The sequence below is a fragment of the Streptomyces sp. NPDC050704 genome (genome assembly GCF_040654355.1).
Lineage (GTDB): Bacteria > Actinomycetota > Actinomycetes > Streptomycetales > Streptomycetaceae > Streptomyces.
The window spans coordinates 1-14,916 of sequence record NZ_JBFAHW010000112.1 but is presented as its reverse complement, the minus strand read 5'-3'; the positions used below and the strand labels follow the sequence as shown (position 1 = coordinate 14,916).

The following is a 14,916-nucleotide window of genomic DNA, read 5'->3' as shown; positions in this document are numbered from 1 at the left end:
GCCGGGTCAGGCCAGGCTGATCGAGTCTCCGGTGACCGTGATCTGCCGCGCGGGGAGGGGCTTCGTCGCCGGGCCGTCGGCCACCGAGGCGTCCGCGACGCGGAACTTGCTGCCGTGGCAGGTGCAGTTGATCGTGCCGTCCGAGACGTTGGCGACCGTGCAACGCGCGTGGGTGCAGACCGCTGAGAAGGCCTTGAAGTCGCCCTGCTCGGGCTGGGTGACGACGACCTTCTCGTCCTTGAAGATCTTGCCGCCGCCGACCGGGATGTCGGCGGTCTTGGCGAGTTCCCCGCCGGCGCCGCCCTCGGTGGGCGACTCCGCGCCGCCCTCGTCGTTCTCGTCCCCGTATTCGCTGCAGCCCGCGAGCAGCGCGGCCGCTCCTGCCGCGATAACCGTGCGCCGCGTCGAGCCATGGGTCATGTCGTCACTCCGAACGTGCGGAAGAACCAGAGGGCGGAGGTCAGCCAGACCACCGTGAGTGCGGCGAAGACGAGCCCGCCGACCACGGGCAGGGTCCAGCCGGGGAGTCGCTCCGAGCGGAGCAGCAGCATCTTGGCACTGAAGGCCCCGAAGAAGAAGCAACCCAGGGCAGAGTGCCACAAGACGCGCGGTTCGTACGTCTGATAGCCCAACGCGTACAAACAGTGCACGGCGACCGGTACCGCGACGAGGAACGCGATCCGCCCCGACCAGCGGTGCAGGACCCCCGACCAGCTCGGGCCCGGCAGCCGCCCGTACACCATGAGGGCCGACACGAACTGCACGACCGCGAAGCCCATCGCCGCCGTGGCCATCCAGGACTTGACCGCGCCCGTGCTGTTGAAGCCCGCGAGGTTGAAGGCGGTGCCCTCCGGGTCGTGCGCCTTTCCGTACACGCCGAGGCCGACCGCGACCGCTCCGGCGACCAGGGCCGGTACGAGATAGCGGGCCGCGCCCGGGCGGCGGTGGGCGGGGTCGGGCGTGGGGAAGCCCTGGGTGGCGGCGTTCGGGTCCACGGTCATGGTCGGCTCCCTGCGGTCACGGGTGATGGGGCAAGGGGCGGAGCGGGAAGATCACGTAGATCACGGAGTTGTGTGTGGCGCGGAATTACGGAGTCACGGGCCGGGCGGTGAGCTGCTGTCCGTCGACCGTCACGGCGCCGGTCTCGGGGTCGATCGGGGGTGCGGCCGCGGGCTTGTCGTCGCGCTTGAGGATGCCGACCTGGCGGCCGTTGGGAAGGACGATCCAGCCGCCGTCGACCTTGGCGCCGCGCACGGTCTCGGTCGCCCGGTACAGGCCGGAGGGCTTGAGGGCCTTGTCGGCCGTGAAGCCGTACTCCCGCTGCCCCATGTCCACGGTGCCGCGGATTCGCCTGCCGGTCAGTTCGGCGGTCAGCACGTCGCCCTTCTGGCTGGTGAGCCGCATGCTGCCGTCGTCCTTCACGTCACCCTTCAGCCATGACTCCTGGTCCCGGCCGTCGCAGAAGTACGCGACCGCCTTGCCGTCGCGCAGGGTGACCGCGACGGCGGAGGAGTCGTCGTCGGTGCGGCCCGCGTAGTCGCCGGTGGGCAGGGCGGTCTTCGACGGGCTGGGAGACGGTGACCGCGACGGCTTCTCCGGCGTGGCCGTCGCCGTCGCCGTGGGTTTCGGGCTCGGAGACGAGGTGTCGGGTGGCGTGTCGCTCCCTACCGACGTACTGCGCGTCCCTGTGGTCGCGTTGAGCGACAGCATGAACAGGGCGAGCAGCAGTCCCGCAAGGAGCGTGAAAAGTGGTCCGGAACGCTTCATCTTGCCTCCCCCGAGGCGTGGCGCGGACAGCCTCACCATGCAAGCGGACCCGCGGCCCCTGCGTCCAGAGGCGCACAGGAGCGACTTCGCGGAAATTTACGGACTATCTTACCTAAAGGCGCCCTTGCGCTCTCACTCCAAGTGGCGAGGAGGGGCGGTTCGGGTGACGTTGGTGATGGCATCGGTGGTGACATCGGCACGCTCCAAGCGCCTCGGGGCGGGCGGTGGGCGTCTCGGCAGGCGGGCGGCGCGTCCCCGGCCGGCGGGGGCTGACTAGGCTGGATGTACCAGAGCCGATACGTACATCAGCAAGGAGTTTCACCGTGGCGGTACGAGCGGTCCGGGGCGCCGTCCAGCTGGAGCGGGACGAGGCCGGGCACATGGACGAGCAGGTCAGCGAGCTGCTCACCGCCATCCTTGAGCGGAACTCGCTGACCACCGACGACCTGATCAGCATCTGGTTCACGGCGACGCCCGACCTGCACAGCGACTTCCCGGCGGCCGCCGCGCGCAAGCTCGGCATCGTGGACGTACCGCTGATCTGTGCGCAGGAGCTGGACATCGCGGGCGCGATGCCCCGAGTCGTACGGGTCCTCGCGCACATCGAGTCCGATCTGCCCCGCTCCGACATCGCGCACGTCTACCTCGGTGCCGCGGGCGAACTCCGCAAGGACATCGCCCAGTGAGAACCGCGCTCGTCATCGGCACCGGACTCATCGGTACGTCGGCCGCGCTGGCGCTGTCCAAGCGCGGCGTGGTCGTGCACCTCTCCGACCACGACCCGGAGCAGGCCCGTACGGCGGCCGCGCTGGGGGCCGGCACCGACGAGGAACCCGCGGGCCCGGTCGACCTCGCGATCATCGCGGCGCCGCCCGCGCACGTGGCCGCGTCGCTCGCCGACGCGATGCGGCGCGGGGTGGCGCGCGGCTACCTCGACGTGGCCAGCGTCAAGGGCGGGCCGCGCCGCGAACTGGAGTCGCTGGGGCTCGACCTGTCCGCGTACATCGGTTCGCACCCCATGTCGGGCCGCGAGAAGTCCGGCCCGCTGGCCGCGACCGGTGACCTCTTCGAGGGGCGCCCCTGGGTGCTGACGCCGACCCGGGACACCGACACCGAGGTGCTCAACCTCGCGTTGGAGCTGGTCTCGCACTGCCGTGCCGTACCGGTCGTCATGGACGCCGACGCCCACGACCGCGCGGTCGCCCTCGTCTCGCACATGCCGCACCTGGTGTCCAGCATGGTCGCCGCGCGCCTGGAGAACGCCGAGGAGGCGGCCGTACGCCTCTGCGGCCAGGGCATCCGCGACGTGACCCGGATCGCCGCCTCCGACCCGCGGATGTGGATCGACATCCTGTCCGCGAACCCCGGCCCGGTCGCCGACCTCCTCGCGGACGTCTCCGCCGACCTGGAGGAGACCGTGCAGGCCCTGCGCGCCCTCCAGTCCTCCGACGAGGCCAAGCGCCGCGAGGGCGCCACCGGCATCGAGGACGTCCTGCGCCGCGGCAACGCCGGCCAGGTCCGCGTCCCCGGCAAGCACGGTGCGGCCCCGACCACGTACGAGAGCGTCGTCGTCCTCATCGACGACCAGCCGGGCCAGCTCGCCCGCATCTTCGCCGACGCGGGCCGCGCGGGCGTCAACATCGAGGACGTACGCATCGAACATGCCACCGGGCAGCAGGCGGGCTTGGTGGAGCTGATGGTGAAGCCGTCGGCGGTGCCGGTGTTGACGGCGTCGTTGCGGGAGCGGGGCTGGTCGATCCGGCAGTAAGGGGCCGGTGGGTCCCGGTGTCGGCGGTCGGAGGCCGCCGCAGCCGTGCCGAAGCCCGGGAGGCGCCCCGGCGCCGAGCGGTGCGAGGTCGGCGTCGAGGATCGGTCGTACGCATCGAACACGCGACCGGGCAGCAGGCGGGCTTGGTGGAGCTGATGGTGAAGCCGTCGGCGGCGCCGGTGTTGACGGCTTCGTTGCGGGAGCGGGGCTGGTCGATCCGGCAGTAGGGGGCGGGGGGCCCGGAGTCGGGGGCGGGGTGCGGGATTCGGCCGGGCGGGGGTGTGCGATTCGGCCGTAGATGTGGTCGAACGGGCCGTCGGAGTGGGCTGGTTCGGGGGACACTCGGTATCTCTGCGCGCGAATGAGGTGGGCGGCGTGAGGACACCGGTGAGTGATCCCCTGCGGGTGGGGTCGTATCGCATCGTGGGGCGGCTCGGGTCGGGCGGCATGGGGTGGGTGTATCTCGCCCGGTCGCCGGGCGGACGGGCCGTGGCGGTCAAGGTGGTGCGGCAGGAGTTCGCGTCCGACCCTGAGTTCCGGGAGCGGTTCGCCCGTGAGGTGGCGGCCGCGCGGGCGGTGGGCGGTGCCTTCACCGCGGCGGTCGTCGACGCCGATCCGCAGGGCGACCCGCCCTGGCTCGCGACCGTGTACGTACCCGGCCCGGCGCTCTCGGAGGCGGTCCGCGCGGCCGGCCCCTTCACCGAGGCGCAGGTGCGGGTGCTGGGTGCCGGCCTGGTCGAGGCGCTCCAGGCCATCCACGCCGGGAAGGTGGTGCACCGCGACCTCAAGCCCGCCAACGTGCTGCTGGCCGCGGACGGACCCCGGGTCATCGACTTCGGAATCTCCCTGATGGCGGGCTCGGCCAAGCTCACCCAGCCCGGGATCACCATGGGCACGCCGCACTACATGTCGCCCGAGCAGTTGACGGCCAAGCCGGTCGGTCCGCCGAGCGACGTCTTCTCGCTGGCCGGTGTACTCGTCTTCGCGGCTACCGGGCACTCTCCCTTCGGGGACGCCGGCGGTGTGATCTACCGGGTCCTCGACGGCCCGCCCGTACTGGACGACGTACCGGACGCGCTGCGCGGCGTCCTCGCCCGCTGCCTGGCCCGGCAGCCCGAGGACCGCCCTCGACTCGACGTCCTGCTGCGGGAGTTCCTCACCGGCGTCGGGGACGCCGCCGACTGGCCGCCGCCGACGGTCTCGGAGGCCATCCGGGCCCGGGTCAAGGACCTCGCGTCCCGGGTCCCGGGCCCCGACTCCACTCCGGACTCCACTCCCGGCTCCGGGCCGCGGCTCCCGGAACCCGTCCCCTCCTGTCTGCGGCTGCACGCGCAGGCACTGCTCGACGCCGGGCTGACCGGGTCCATGGTCGTGGAGGCGGTGGGCCGCGGTGCGCGCTGAGGCCACCTCAGGACCGATGCCCGAAGTGGGTGCCAACTGGAGACAGCTGGTGGAGAGCTGGGCCGGCCGCAGCCGCGCCCGGTCCGCCACCTCGGATTCCACGTCCGTCACTCTGGAATTCGCCGTTCCCGAAACCGGCCGTGTGGTCACCATCCGTTTCATGACCACCAGCCAATTGCTCGTCGCCTTCATGACGGACGGTCATGTTCTGCGGGAGGATCAGCTGGCTCAGGCCGCCGCCGCGGCCAATGCGTGGAATACCGAACAACTGATCCCCATGCTCTCCGTCTGGGACGTCCGCGGCCCGCATCCCTGCCTCGCCGGAGTCTGCGTTCTTCCGCTCACCAGCCGCATGGCACCGCAGGACTTCGACCGGCTGGCCGGTGACTGGGCGGAACGGGCGCGTCAGATGTTCACCAGGTGCCAGGAGGTGTTCCATTTCTAGAACAGGGATTTCATAAGCAGGGCCCAGTCCGCTACGAACGGCTACGAAATCTCCCGACAGCTATCCGCCGGGCCGATATTCGCCTCTAATATGCGATGTGCTTTTCCTGCGCCCGAACGGGGGTGTCATGGGTCGCGGAATCCTGCTCATCGCCTTTTTCGTCACGGTGTTCCATCTGGTCCCCGCCGTCACTGCTGTCGCAGAGGAGTGCCCCGACAACGAGGTTCTCTGCTGGGCGCAGTCGGAGCCCGGCAAGCCGCTGCCCCTGACCATCGACAAACGGCTGCCCCTCGGCAAGGAAGGCGAGGACGCGCTCCGGCAGGCGGACCGGCACGCCAGGCTCACCGTCTCGGTCGCCGACTCCGTCACCACGGGCATAGGCGGCACTGTCCTGTTCGTCCTCGCGGACAAGCGAAAGGTGGGCCAGGACAGTGAGGTGAGCGGCCTGTCCCCGGAGACCGGCAGGATTCTCCTGGCCTCGCCCGCCTGCTCGAAGCCGTGCGAGGACGCCGTCAAGCGACTGACGGACGGGAGCGCCAGAGGCCGGGACCTCATCAGGGGTGAGTTCGCCGGGCCCCTCGACGACGACTCCAAGGGCAGCGGCCTCCTGACGTGGCTCACCGCCGGCGCGGCCGCCGCCCTCCTCCTGCTCGTCGCCCTGCTCGCCCTGGCCGTCCGCCGCACCCGGGTGAGCCCCGCCCCGGCCGTGGCCGGACAGGGGCCCGCTGCCGGGCCGCGCCACCGCGCGTCACCCCGGCCCTCGCAACCCGCGCGTCCCGGCGAACCCGGCACCCCGAGGCGCACGGCCGCCGTACGCACCCCGCTCCGCCCCCAGGGGTACGTCGAGCTCGACCACTGCCTCTACCGGGCCGAGTGGTCCGACGCCGACGCCCAGCCGCCCGATCCCGGCGCCCTGGTCGACGTGGCGGACCCCGCGGGGACGCCGGGTGACCCCGACGTCCTGATCGCCCTCCCGCGCCGCCCCCACCGGCGAGCCGCGGACGACCACACCTGACCACCGGACCACCTGCCCCGCGGAGATTCCGATGCGCAACGAACGGCAGCCCAAGACGCTCCCCGCGACCTACGCGGACATCGAATTCGAGAACAACGCGCAGCGCCTCCCGTTGGTGCTCTGCCTCGACACCTCCAGCTCCATGACGGGCGCGCCCATACAGCACCTCAACGACGCGCTGCACGCCTGGACCCGCGAACTCCACGACGACGTCAGCCTCAGCTACAGCGTCGAGGTCGCCGTGGTCACCTTCGGCGGACAGGGCGTCTGCGCCTGGAGAGGGGCCCAGCCGCTGCCCCCGCAGGCCCCCGTGAGCCCCTTCGTGCCCGCGCACGCCTTCCAGGCCCCGGTCCTCGGCGCGGCCGGCGTCACCCTGCTCACCGAGGCCCTCGAACTGTCCGTACGCATCGTCGCCGCCCGCAAGGCCGAGCTGCGCGCCTCCGGCCTGCAGTACTACCGGCCCCAGATCTGCCTGGTCACCGACGGACTGCCCACCGACGGCACCGGCCACTGGACCAACGCCTGGCAGCGCCTGGTGCCGATGCTCACCGACGACCAGCAGGCCCGGAAGTACCGGCTGTACGCGATCGGGATCGGCGACATCTCCGACATGGGCGAGCAGGTGCTCAGGGCCCTCGCGCCCACCTTCAACGCCCGGCTGCACGGCTTCCCGTTCCGCGAGCTGCTCCAGATGATGTCGGCCAGCGCCAACGCCGAGCAGCGGGGCGCCGGCGACGAGGTCTTCGAGAAGATCTTCGCCCAGTTCAGGACGCAGCGTCCGGCCTGGGAAGTCTGAGCGGGGTGGCCGGGTGAGGGGGGATGAGCGGGGTGCACGGGTGAGCGCGAACTGGCGGGTCCACGGGCTGAGCGTCGAGGGCTACCGGCACCGGCAGACCGGCGTGCCGTGCCAGGACGCCTGGGGGCATGCCGTGTCGGGTGCCGTCACCGTCCTCGCGGTCGCGGACGGCGCGGGCAGCCGCAGCCGCTCCGACGAGGGGTCCCGGCTCGCGGTCGACCTGGCCACGGACCACTTCGCCCGCCGGGCCGCCCACTCCTGCCCGCCCGGCGCGGCCGTGGGCACACTGCTGGCGGAGGCCTTCCGCGGGGTCTGCAAGGAGTTCCTGCACCGCACGGGCGGCGAGGCGTACGACTTCGCCACCACGCTCACCGTGGTGGTCCTCACCCCGGCCTGGATCGGCCATCTCTCGGTCGGCGACGGCTTCGTCGTACTGCGGGCGGGGCGGGCACCCGACGGGGAGCCGCGGTTCCATCTGCTGCCGCAGCCCGCGGCCGTCAGCGAGTACAGCAACGAGACGGTGTTCCTGACCTCGCCCGGCGCCGAGGAGCGGCTGAGCACCGCCTGTGTCCTCGACGACGGGGTCGACGGGGTGCTGCTCTCCACCGACGGGCTCGCGCAGGCCGCGCTGGGCGGGCGGCCACCGGTGCCCAACGCCTCCTTCACCTCGGCGGTCCTCCGGTCGCTGGACGCCCCGGGCGCCGACCCCGAGGTGGACGAGGACGACCTGGCGGCGCTGCTCCGCTCCGACCGGCTCACCGCCCTCAACGGCGACGACAAGACACTGCTGCGGGCGGTCAGGACATGAGCCGGAAGATGAGCCGGAACATGAAGGACTCGACAGGATCAGATACAGGATCAGGTACATGACGGACTCGACGGGACCCGGCGTCCACCTCAACGGCGCGCGCGTGCTGCTCGGCCCGCAGGCCATCAAGGGCGGCGGCCAGGCGACCGTCTTCCCGGTCGCGGGCCACGACCACATCGTGGTCAAGCTCTACCGCGAGCCGCCGGGCGCCGAGCAGGAGCGCCGCCTGGAACGCATGCTGACCATGACCCCGCTCGGCGGCCGCCCCATAGGACCCGGCCAGCCGCCCGAACTGGCCTGGCCCACCGCCGTGGCGCGCGGCCCCGAGGGGGAGTTCCTCGGCTACGCGATGCGCCGGTTCGGCGAGCCCGGGCACGTCCAGCTCGTCGGCCTCTTCACTCGTGCCCAGCGGCTGCGGCTGTTCCCCGAGCGGACCGACTGGCGGTTCATGCTCGGCGTCGGCTGGAACCTCGCCTTCATGACCGCGCGGATGCACCACGAGGGGCTGGTCGTCGGTGACTTCTCCAGCAACAACGTGGTGGTCGACGGCAACGGCTTCGTCACCTTCCTCGACTGCGACTCCATCGCCTTCACCGACCCGGCGACGCGCGAGGAGTTCCCCTGTCTGATGCAGACCGCCGACTACGCCTCCCCGGAACGCCTGGCGGGCGGCCCGGCCACCCGGCAGAGCGACGACTTCGCACTCGCGGTGCTGATCTACCAGCTGCTGACCGCCGGGAACCACCCCTTCGGCGGCGTACCGCACGACAGCGAGTCCGAGACGACGGTCAAGGACAACATCGCCGCCAGCCGCTCGTACGTCGCCAAGCCGGGCTGTGTCGTCATCCCGCGCGGAGTCATCGACCCCACGATCCTGCCGCCCGCGCTGCTCACGCTCGCCCAGCGCGCCTTCGGGCCCGGCGTGACCGACCCCGCCGCCCGGCCCCAGGCACAGGAGTGGCTGCGCGCCCTGGACGAGGAACGCCGCCGGGCCCAGCTCTGCCCGGACCGGCCACGACACAGCTACGGCTCCCATCTGACTCTCTGCCCCTGGTGCGCGCGGGCCGCGGTCACCGGGCACGACGTGTTCAACGACACGGTGGCGGCCGTGCCGCAGACCCGGCCGCCGAGCGGCACGCGGGCCCTCGCGATCGGCCTGGCCGTCGTGTTGGCGATCCTGCTGCTGGTGATCGTCGTGGCGAAGGCGAACGGCGCGTGACCGGGGCGCCGCGGGGTCCGTAAAACGGGAGCCGGGGAGCCAGTAACCTTGTTCGGGGCGCGATCGTCCCCGTACCAGCCCACCACCCCGTACCAGGAAGGTGCCCGCACCCGTGGAAACCACCGCCGCCCGGACCGCCCAGGCCGTGATTGTCGCCATCGACGGTCCCTCCGGCACGGGCAAGTCGAGCACCTCGAAGGCCGTCGCCACGCAGCTCGGCCTGAGCTACCTGGACACCGGCGCGCAGTACCGGGCGATCACCTGGTGGATGGTGAACAACGGGATCGACATCACCGACCCCTCCGCGATCGCGGCCGCGGCAGGCAAGCCCGACATCGTGTCCGGTACGGACCCGTCGGCGCCCGCCATCACGGTCGACGGCACGGATGTCGCGGCCCCGATCCGCACCCAGGAGGTCACCTCCAAGGTGAGCGCGGTCAGCGCCGTGCCCGAGGTGCGGGCCCGCATCACCGAGCTGCAGCGCTCGATCGCCTCGGCGGCCGAGGACGGCATCGTGGTCGAGGGCCGGGACATCGGTACGACCGTGCTGCCCGACGCCGACCTGAAGATCTTCCTCACCGCCTCCCCGGAGGCCCGCGCCGCCCGCCGTAGCGGTGAGCTCAAGGGCGCCGACCTGCACACGACCCGCGAGGCGCTGCTGAAGCGGGACGCGGCCGACTCCAGCCGCAAGGCCTCGCCGCTCGCGAAGGCGGCCGACGCGGTCGAGGTGGACACCTCCGACCTCACGCTCCAGCAGGTCATCGAGTGCGTCGTCACCCTCGTCGAGGAGAAGCGGGCCGCGGAGTGACGCAGGCATCCTCCCCGCAAGCGCCTTCCGCGCGGGGCGCCGAGGTCGGCCGCCGCATCGGGGTCGGCCTGATGTACGGATTCTGGAAGCCGCGCGTCCTGGGCGCTTGGAAGGTCCCCGCGACCGGCCCGGTGATCTTCGCGGTCAACCACTCCCACATCATCGACGGTCCGATGGTCATCGGCGTGGCGCCCCGGCCGTCGCACTTCCTGGTCAAGAAGGAGGCGTTCGTCGGCCCGCTCGCCCCCTTCATGCACGCCGTCGGGCAGGTGCAGGTGGACCGTTCGATCGCCGACCGCACCGCGATCACCCGGGCACTGGGCGTCCTGGAGAACGGCGGCGTCCTCGGGATCTTCCCCGAGGGCACCCGCGGCGAGGGCGACTTCGCCTCGCTGCGCGCCGGGCTCTCGTACTTCGCGGTCCGCAGCGGAGCGCCGATCGTCCCGGTCGCGGTGCTGGGAAGCACAGAGAAGCGCGGACGGTTGATAAAGGGGCTGCCCCCGCTGCGCAGCCGGGTCGACGTCGTCTTCGGCGACCCCTTCGAGGCGGGCGACGGCAGCGGACGGCGTACGCGCACGGCACTCGACGAGGCGACCGTGCGCATCCAGAAGCAGCTCACCGCGCACCTGGAAAACGCCAGGCGCCTTACGGGGCGCTAAGAGACACTTGAGTAGTGGATCACCCCATACGAGGTGTTCCACCGACCACCACGATGAACGAGGTACGGACTTCATGAACGACCACATCCAGCCCGACGGCTCGGCTGAGCACGAGCACGGGGCACTTGGCGATGCCGAGTACGCGGAGTTCATGGAGCTCGCCGCGGTAGAGGGCTTCGACGTCGAGGATGTCGAGGGCGCCCTCGGCGAGGCCGGTCACGGCCCGCTTCCGGTCCTCGCCGTCGTCGGCCGGCCGAATGTCGGCAAGTCGACCCTGGTGAACCGCATCATCGGCCGCCGCGAGGCCGTCGTCGAGGACAAGCCGGGCGTCACCCGCGACCGCGTCACCTACGAGGCCGAGTGGGCGGGCCGCCGCTTCAAGCTCGTCGACACCGGCGGCTGGGAGCAGGACGTCCTCGGCATCGACGCGTCCGTCGCCGCCCAGGCCGAGTACGCGATCGAGGCGGCCGACGCGGTCGTCTTCGTCGTGGACGCCAAGGTCGGCGCCACGGACACCGACGAGGCGGTCGTACGGCTCCTGCGCAAGGCCGGCAAGCCCGTCGTCCTGTGCGCCAACAAGGTCGACGGCCTGAGCGGCGAGGCGGACGCCTCGTACCTCTGGTCCCTCGGCCTCGGCGAGCCGCACCCCGTCTCCGCCCTGCACGGCCGCGGCACCGGCGACATGCTGGACGCCGTCCTGGAGGCGCTGCCCGACGCTCCGGCACAGACCTTCGGTGTCGCGCTCGGCGGCCCCCGCCGGATCGCACTCATCGGCCGCCCGAACGTCGGCAAGTCGTCCCTGCTGAACAAGGTGGCGAACGAGGACCGCGTGGTCGTCAACGAGGTCGCGGGCACCACCCGTGACCCGGTCGACGAGCTGATCGAGCTCGGCGGCGTCACCTGGAAGTTCGTCGACACGGCCGGTATCCGCAAGCGCGTCCACCTCCAGCAGGGCGCGGACTACTACGCCTCGCTGCGCACCGCCGCCGCCGTCGAGAAGGCGGAGGTCGCGGTCATCCTGATCGACGCCACCGAGCCCATCAGCGTCCAGGACCAGCGCATCGTGACCATGGCCGTGGACGCGGGCCGCGCGATCGTCCTCGCCTTCAACAAGTGGGACAACCTCGACGAGGAGCGCCGCTACTACCTGGAGCGGGAGATCGAGACCGAGCTCCTCCAGGTGGCGTGGGCCCCGCGGGTCAACGTCTCGGCGCGTACGGGCCGGCACATGGAGAAGCTGGTCCCGGCGATCGAGGCCGCGCTGGCGGGCTGGGAGGCGCGTGTTCCGACGGGCCGCCTGAACGCCTTCCTCGGTGAGCTGGTCGCCGCGCACCCGCACCCGATCCGCGGCGGCAAGCAGCCGCGCATCCTCTTCGGCACACAGGCGGGCACGAAGCCGCCGCGGTTCGTGCTCTTCTCCTCGGGCTTCATCGAGCACGGCTACCGCCGCTTCGTGGAGCGCCGGCTGCGCGAGGAGTTCGGCTTCGAGGGCACGCCCATCCACATCTCGGTGCGTGTGCGCGAGAAGCGCGGCAAGAAGAAGTGACGCGGCGGGCGCCCGGCCGGGCGCCCTGCCAGGACATACAGCCATGGGAGAGGGCCACCCGCGGTGTGCGGGTGGCCCTCTCCCATGTCCTGTGCCCAGGTGCGTCAGCGTTCCCGGCGCGGTCCGGGCGGCAGCGCCGCCGGGACCAGACCGGTGGCGTGCATCCGTGCGACCGGCTGCCAGACGCTCGTCGCGGTCTGACCGTGGTGCGCTGCCGCGTGCCCGGTCTGCTGCTGCCCGGCGCCCTGCCGCATGCCGTACGAACCCGGTGCGTGCGAACCCGGGTTGTACGAGCCCGAGTGGTACGAGCCCGTGCTGTGCAGGCCCGTACCGTGCAGGCCCCCGCTGTGCAGGCCCACACTCTGCGGACTGGCCCCGAAGGCCATGAAGCCGAACTCCTCCTCGCCGTTGCGGTCGCCCGGCAGGGTCCGGAACGTCCTGCGGTACTCCGAGTAGAGCGAGTCGTAGATCGGGGTGGCCGAATGGGCGCCCGCGGTCTCCGGGCCCGGCCTCATCGCCGGGACCGAGGACGTGTACGGCAGGCGGCGGGAGGCGTCGTAGGTGTGCACGTACGTGCCAACGACGCCGCCGCCCTTCGGATGCGGCCGACTTGTCCGCTTTCGCAGCTCATCGGGAGTGCCCCGGCGCAGTCAGGGCCCGGGGCTCACGCTCAGGTACCGGCCAGCGGCATCGCGCTCGCCACCAGCTTGCCGTTGGCCGCGGCCTTGTCGAGGGCGTCGCGCAGCAGGTCCTCCCGCGGCTGGCGGCCGATCGAGCCGACCGGGGCCGCGAACAGCAGCACCTGCTGGTGCTTGTTGGCGGCCGCCCGCCAGCTGTCCGTGACCTGGAGCGGCTGGTGGGCCTGCCACCAGGCGACGGGCGAGCCGCCGCCGGAGCCGGGCTGCAGGACGGCGTGCAGCTGGCCCACGGCGAGCAGCACGGACCAGCCGTGCAGCACCGGAGGCACCTCGGTGAGCTGGGGCAGCGGCATGAAGCCCTGCTCGATGAGGAGCGGCAGGAAGTCGTCGCCGCCGCCTCCCGTCGTGCCGGGCCGGGCGATGGGCGCGGTCGGTTCGACGACGAGCGCGGGGTGCAACTCGCCGCCGAGCATGACCAGTCCGCTGGTGACGCCGAGGACGGCCTGCTGGGGCAGGGCCTCGGCCGGGCGCTGGTCGCCGGTGATGGAACGGACGGCGCCCTGCAGCTGCTCCTCGGTGACCTGGACGATCTGTGAGGGCAGGCAGGTGGCGTGGGCGAAGGCGAGTACGGCCGTCTCGTCGCCGATGAACAGGACGGTGCTGGTGCGCTCCTGTTCGGAGTCGCCCTGGGTGCGGCAGGACGTGCAGTCGTAACTGCCCGGGGCGTTCTCTCCGGCGAGCAGCCGGTCGGCTTCTTCGTCGCCGATCTCGGCGCGTACGTCGTCGCTGACGTCGAGCATGCGCGGCACGGGGGCTCCTCGGGATGCGGTGCGTGGCGTGGCCGGGTGGCTCCCGGGCCATGAACCGGATGGGTTCCCGGCTCATGAAGAAGACAACGGACGATCTGTGGCCGGAGTCACGCTCGAAAGCGAACGGAATCGAACCATCCGGCGCGCAGGGTGAACCCGGTCGCGGAATCTGTTACTCCGCGTCAACTTCTCGGATTTCCAAGGAAGTTGATCCCGTGAGCCGCGTCACAGATCGTCAGGTCCGTTGGTCGACAAATCCTGAAATCAGCGAATGAAGCGGGTGGCTGAAAATCGCCGATACTCCCGGTAACGGCTAACTGGCCTGGAATGACAAGGAGTTGGTTGATATCGGACCCCTTGCCTCTCTACATTCCTCCGCCGTGTGCAACGAGCACCGCTCGGGTACGTCCGCCGGCCGCACCACAGCCAGCCAGCAGTACCAGCAGTCGCACCACCGCCGACGGACGGGGCGGAGCGGGACGACCGCGTCGAAGCGCGGGGGAGTTCCGTGCCGCCTTGGGGGACCCCGGGTCCTTCGAGAGGGAAATACATGTCCGATTGTGCCGATAACACTCGGAAGGCTCGTACGACTCGTACGACGGCGGTCCTCGCAGGGGCGGCACTGATCGCTCCGCTCGGACTGCTCGCCGCGACCGGCAACGCCGCGGCGGCGGACGGCGGAGTGTGGGACCGCATCGCCCAGTGCGAGAGCGGCGGGAACTGGCACATCAACACCGGAAACGGCTACTACGGAGGACTCCAGTTCTCCGCCGGCACCTGGCGCGCGTACGGCGGTACGGCCTACGCGTCGACCGCCGACAAGGCCTCCAAGGCGCAGCAGATCGCTGTCGCCACCAAGGTGCAGCGCGGGCAGGGATGGGGCGCCTGGCCCACCTGTTCGGCACGCGCGGGTGCGTCCGGCAGCGCTCCCGCGGCGTCCACGCCCGACTCGCCCACCACCAAGGCAGCCCCGTCGAAGCCGTCGAAGGCGCCGGCACGTTCGACGGGCCACACCGGGCGCGACTCGTCCCGCGGCGACTACACCGTCCGCAGCGGCGACACGCTGAGCGGCATCGCGGCGCGGCACGGGACCAGCTGGCAGCGGATCTACGCCGCCAACAAGGCCGTCATCGGCGGGGATCCGGACGCGATCGTCCCCGGGCAGCGACTGGAGCTCTGAGCGGAACTCCGCTTGCCCTCGGGCGCAGGGGCCCCACCCGGTCCTCCGACCGGGTGG

General features: G+C 71.6%; 17 protein-coding genes and 1 pseudogene. 13 read left to right on the top strand and 5 right to left on the bottom strand.

Features of this window, described 5'->3' with window-relative positions; all coding sequences use genetic code 11:
• Positions 1–6 precede the first annotated feature (6 nt).
• The 3 genes from AB0I18_RS41355 to AB0I18_RS41345 all read right to left on the bottom strand — a co-directional run bounded on the left by AB0I18_RS41355 (position 7) and on the right by AB0I18_RS41345 (position 1,767).
• Positions 7–420, bottom strand: coding sequence for a Rieske (2Fe-2S) protein (locus AB0I18_RS41355; protein WP_363110916.1), 414 nt, complete (start codon positions 418–420; stop codon positions 7–9).
• Positions 417–1,001, bottom strand: a complete 585-nt coding sequence (locus AB0I18_RS41350; protein WP_363110915.1) for a DUF6529 family protein — start codon at positions 999–1,001, stop codon at positions 417–419. Before AB0I18_RS41350 ends, AB0I18_RS41355 begins: the two co-directional genes overlap by 4 nt.
• An 85-nt stretch (positions 1,002–1,086) precedes the next feature.
• Positions 1,087–1,767: a hypothetical protein gene (locus AB0I18_RS41345; protein ID WP_363110914.1), complete on the bottom strand. Its 681-nt coding sequence runs from the start codon at positions 1,765–1,767 to the stop codon at positions 1,087–1,089.
• A gap of 323 nt (positions 1,768–2,090) precedes the next feature.
• On the opposite strand from AB0I18_RS41345, the gene aroH reads away from it, so the two are divergent.
• The 12 genes and pseudogenes from aroH to der all read left to right on the top strand — a co-directional run bounded on the left by aroH (position 2,091) and on the right by der (position 12,232).
• Positions 2,091–2,453, top strand: a complete 363-nt coding sequence (gene aroH / locus AB0I18_RS41340; protein ID WP_363110913.1) for a chorismate mutase — start codon at positions 2,091–2,093, stop codon at positions 2,451–2,453.
• On the top strand, positions 2,450–3,535 hold the full coding sequence (locus AB0I18_RS41335; protein WP_363110912.1) for a prephenate dehydrogenase: 1,086 nt from the start codon (positions 2,450–2,452) through the stop codon (positions 3,533–3,535). Before aroH ends, AB0I18_RS41335 begins: the two co-directional genes overlap by 4 nt.
• A 101-nt stretch (positions 3,536–3,636) precedes the next feature.
• A pseudogene (locus AB0I18_RS41330) lies at positions 3,637–3,762 on the top strand (prephenate dehydrogenase); the annotation flags it as partial.
• 148 nt (positions 3,763–3,910) lie between these two features.
• A complete protein-coding gene (locus AB0I18_RS41325) occupies positions 3,911–4,936 on the top strand; it encodes a serine/threonine-protein kinase (protein ID WP_363110911.1) in 1,026 nt (341 codons plus the stop codon).
• A gap of 49 nt (positions 4,937–4,985) precedes the next feature.
• The gene (locus tag AB0I18_RS41320) at positions 4,986–5,381 is read left to right on the top strand and encodes a hypothetical protein (protein WP_363110910.1); all 396 of its coding nucleotides are present in this window, start codon (positions 4,986–4,988) and stop codon (positions 5,379–5,381) included.
• 127 nt (positions 5,382–5,508) lie between these two features.
• A complete protein-coding gene (locus AB0I18_RS41315) occupies positions 5,509–6,396 on the top strand; it encodes a hypothetical protein (protein WP_363110909.1) in 888 nt (295 codons plus the stop codon).
• A 31-nt stretch (positions 6,397–6,427) separates the two neighbouring features.
• Positions 6,428–7,192, top strand: coding sequence for a hypothetical protein (locus tag AB0I18_RS41310; protein WP_363110908.1), 765 nt, complete (start codon positions 6,428–6,430; stop codon positions 7,190–7,192).
• 40 nt (positions 7,193–7,232) lie between these two features.
• Positions 7,233–8,000, top strand: coding sequence for a PP2C family serine/threonine-protein phosphatase (locus AB0I18_RS41305; RefSeq protein ID WP_363110907.1), 768 nt, complete (start codon positions 7,233–7,235; stop codon positions 7,998–8,000).
• 58 nt (positions 8,001–8,058) lie between these two features.
• The gene (locus tag AB0I18_RS41300) at positions 8,059–9,219 is read left to right on the top strand and encodes a hypothetical protein (protein WP_363110906.1); all 1,161 of its coding nucleotides are present in this window, start codon (positions 8,059–8,061) and stop codon (positions 9,217–9,219) included.
• A 112-nt stretch (positions 9,220–9,331) separates the two neighbouring features.
• Positions 9,332–10,027, top strand: a complete 696-nt coding sequence (gene cmk, locus AB0I18_RS41295; protein ID WP_363110905.1) for a (d)CMP kinase — start codon at positions 9,332–9,334, stop codon at positions 10,025–10,027.
• Positions 9,985–10,686 (top strand): lysophospholipid acyltransferase family protein, encoded by a 702-nt coding sequence (locus AB0I18_RS41290; RefSeq protein WP_363110904.1) that lies wholly within the window; start codon positions 9,985–9,987, stop codon positions 10,684–10,686. The genes cmk and AB0I18_RS41290 overlap by 43 nt, the downstream gene beginning before the upstream one ends.
• 73 nt (positions 10,687–10,759) lie before the next feature.
• A complete protein-coding gene (gene der, locus AB0I18_RS41285; RefSeq protein ID WP_363110903.1) occupies positions 10,760–12,232 on the top strand; it encodes a ribosome biogenesis GTPase Der in 1,473 nt (490 codons plus the stop codon).
• Positions 12,233–12,336: 104 nt separating this feature from the next.
• On the opposite strand, the gene AB0I18_RS41280 is transcribed toward der, so the two are convergent.
• Both AB0I18_RS41280 and AB0I18_RS41275 read right to left on the bottom strand, forming a co-directional pair.
• A complete protein-coding gene (locus AB0I18_RS41280) occupies positions 12,337–12,801 on the bottom strand; it encodes a hypothetical protein (protein WP_363110902.1) in 465 nt (154 codons plus the stop codon).
• Positions 12,802–12,902: 101 nt separating this feature from the next.
• On the bottom strand, positions 12,903–13,679 hold the full coding sequence (locus AB0I18_RS41275) for a hypothetical protein (RefSeq protein ID WP_363110901.1): 777 nt from the start codon (positions 13,677–13,679) through the stop codon (positions 12,903–12,905).
• A gap of 550 nt (positions 13,680–14,229) precedes the next feature.
• Between AB0I18_RS41275 and AB0I18_RS41270 the strand changes: the two genes are divergently transcribed.
• Positions 14,230–14,859, top strand: coding sequence for a transglycosylase family protein (locus AB0I18_RS41270; RefSeq protein ID WP_363110900.1), 630 nt, complete (start codon positions 14,230–14,232; stop codon positions 14,857–14,859).
• Positions 14,860–14,916 lie beyond the last annotated feature (57 nt).

Coding starts and splice junctions, on each gene's coding strand:
- AB0I18_RS41315 (WP_363110909.1), top strand. CDS start 5,509: ATGGGTCGCGGAATCCTGCTCATCGCCTTTTTCGTCACGGTGTTCCAT.
- AB0I18_RS41355 (WP_363110916.1), bottom strand. CDS start 420: ATGACCCATGGCTCGACGCGGCGCACGGTTATCGCGGCAGGAGCGGCC.
- AB0I18_RS41345 (WP_363110914.1), bottom strand. CDS start 1,767: ATGAAGCGTTCCGGACCACTTTTCACGCTCCTTGCGGGACTGCTGCTC.
- AB0I18_RS41310 (WP_363110908.1), top strand. CDS start 6,428: ATGCGCAACGAACGGCAGCCCAAGACGCTCCCCGCGACCTACGCGGAC.
- AB0I18_RS41270 (WP_363110900.1), top strand. CDS start 14,230: ATGTCCGATTGTGCCGATAACACTCGGAAGGCTCGTACGACTCGTACG.
- der (WP_363110903.1), top strand. CDS start 10,760: ATGAACGACCACATCCAGCCCGACGGCTCGGCTGAGCACGAGCACGGG.
- AB0I18_RS41300 (WP_363110906.1), top strand. CDS start 8,059: ATGACGGACTCGACGGGACCCGGCGTCCACCTCAACGGCGCGCGCGTG.
- AB0I18_RS41350 (WP_363110915.1), bottom strand. CDS start 1,001: ATGACCGTGGACCCGAACGCCGCCACCCAGGGCTTCCCCACGCCCGAC.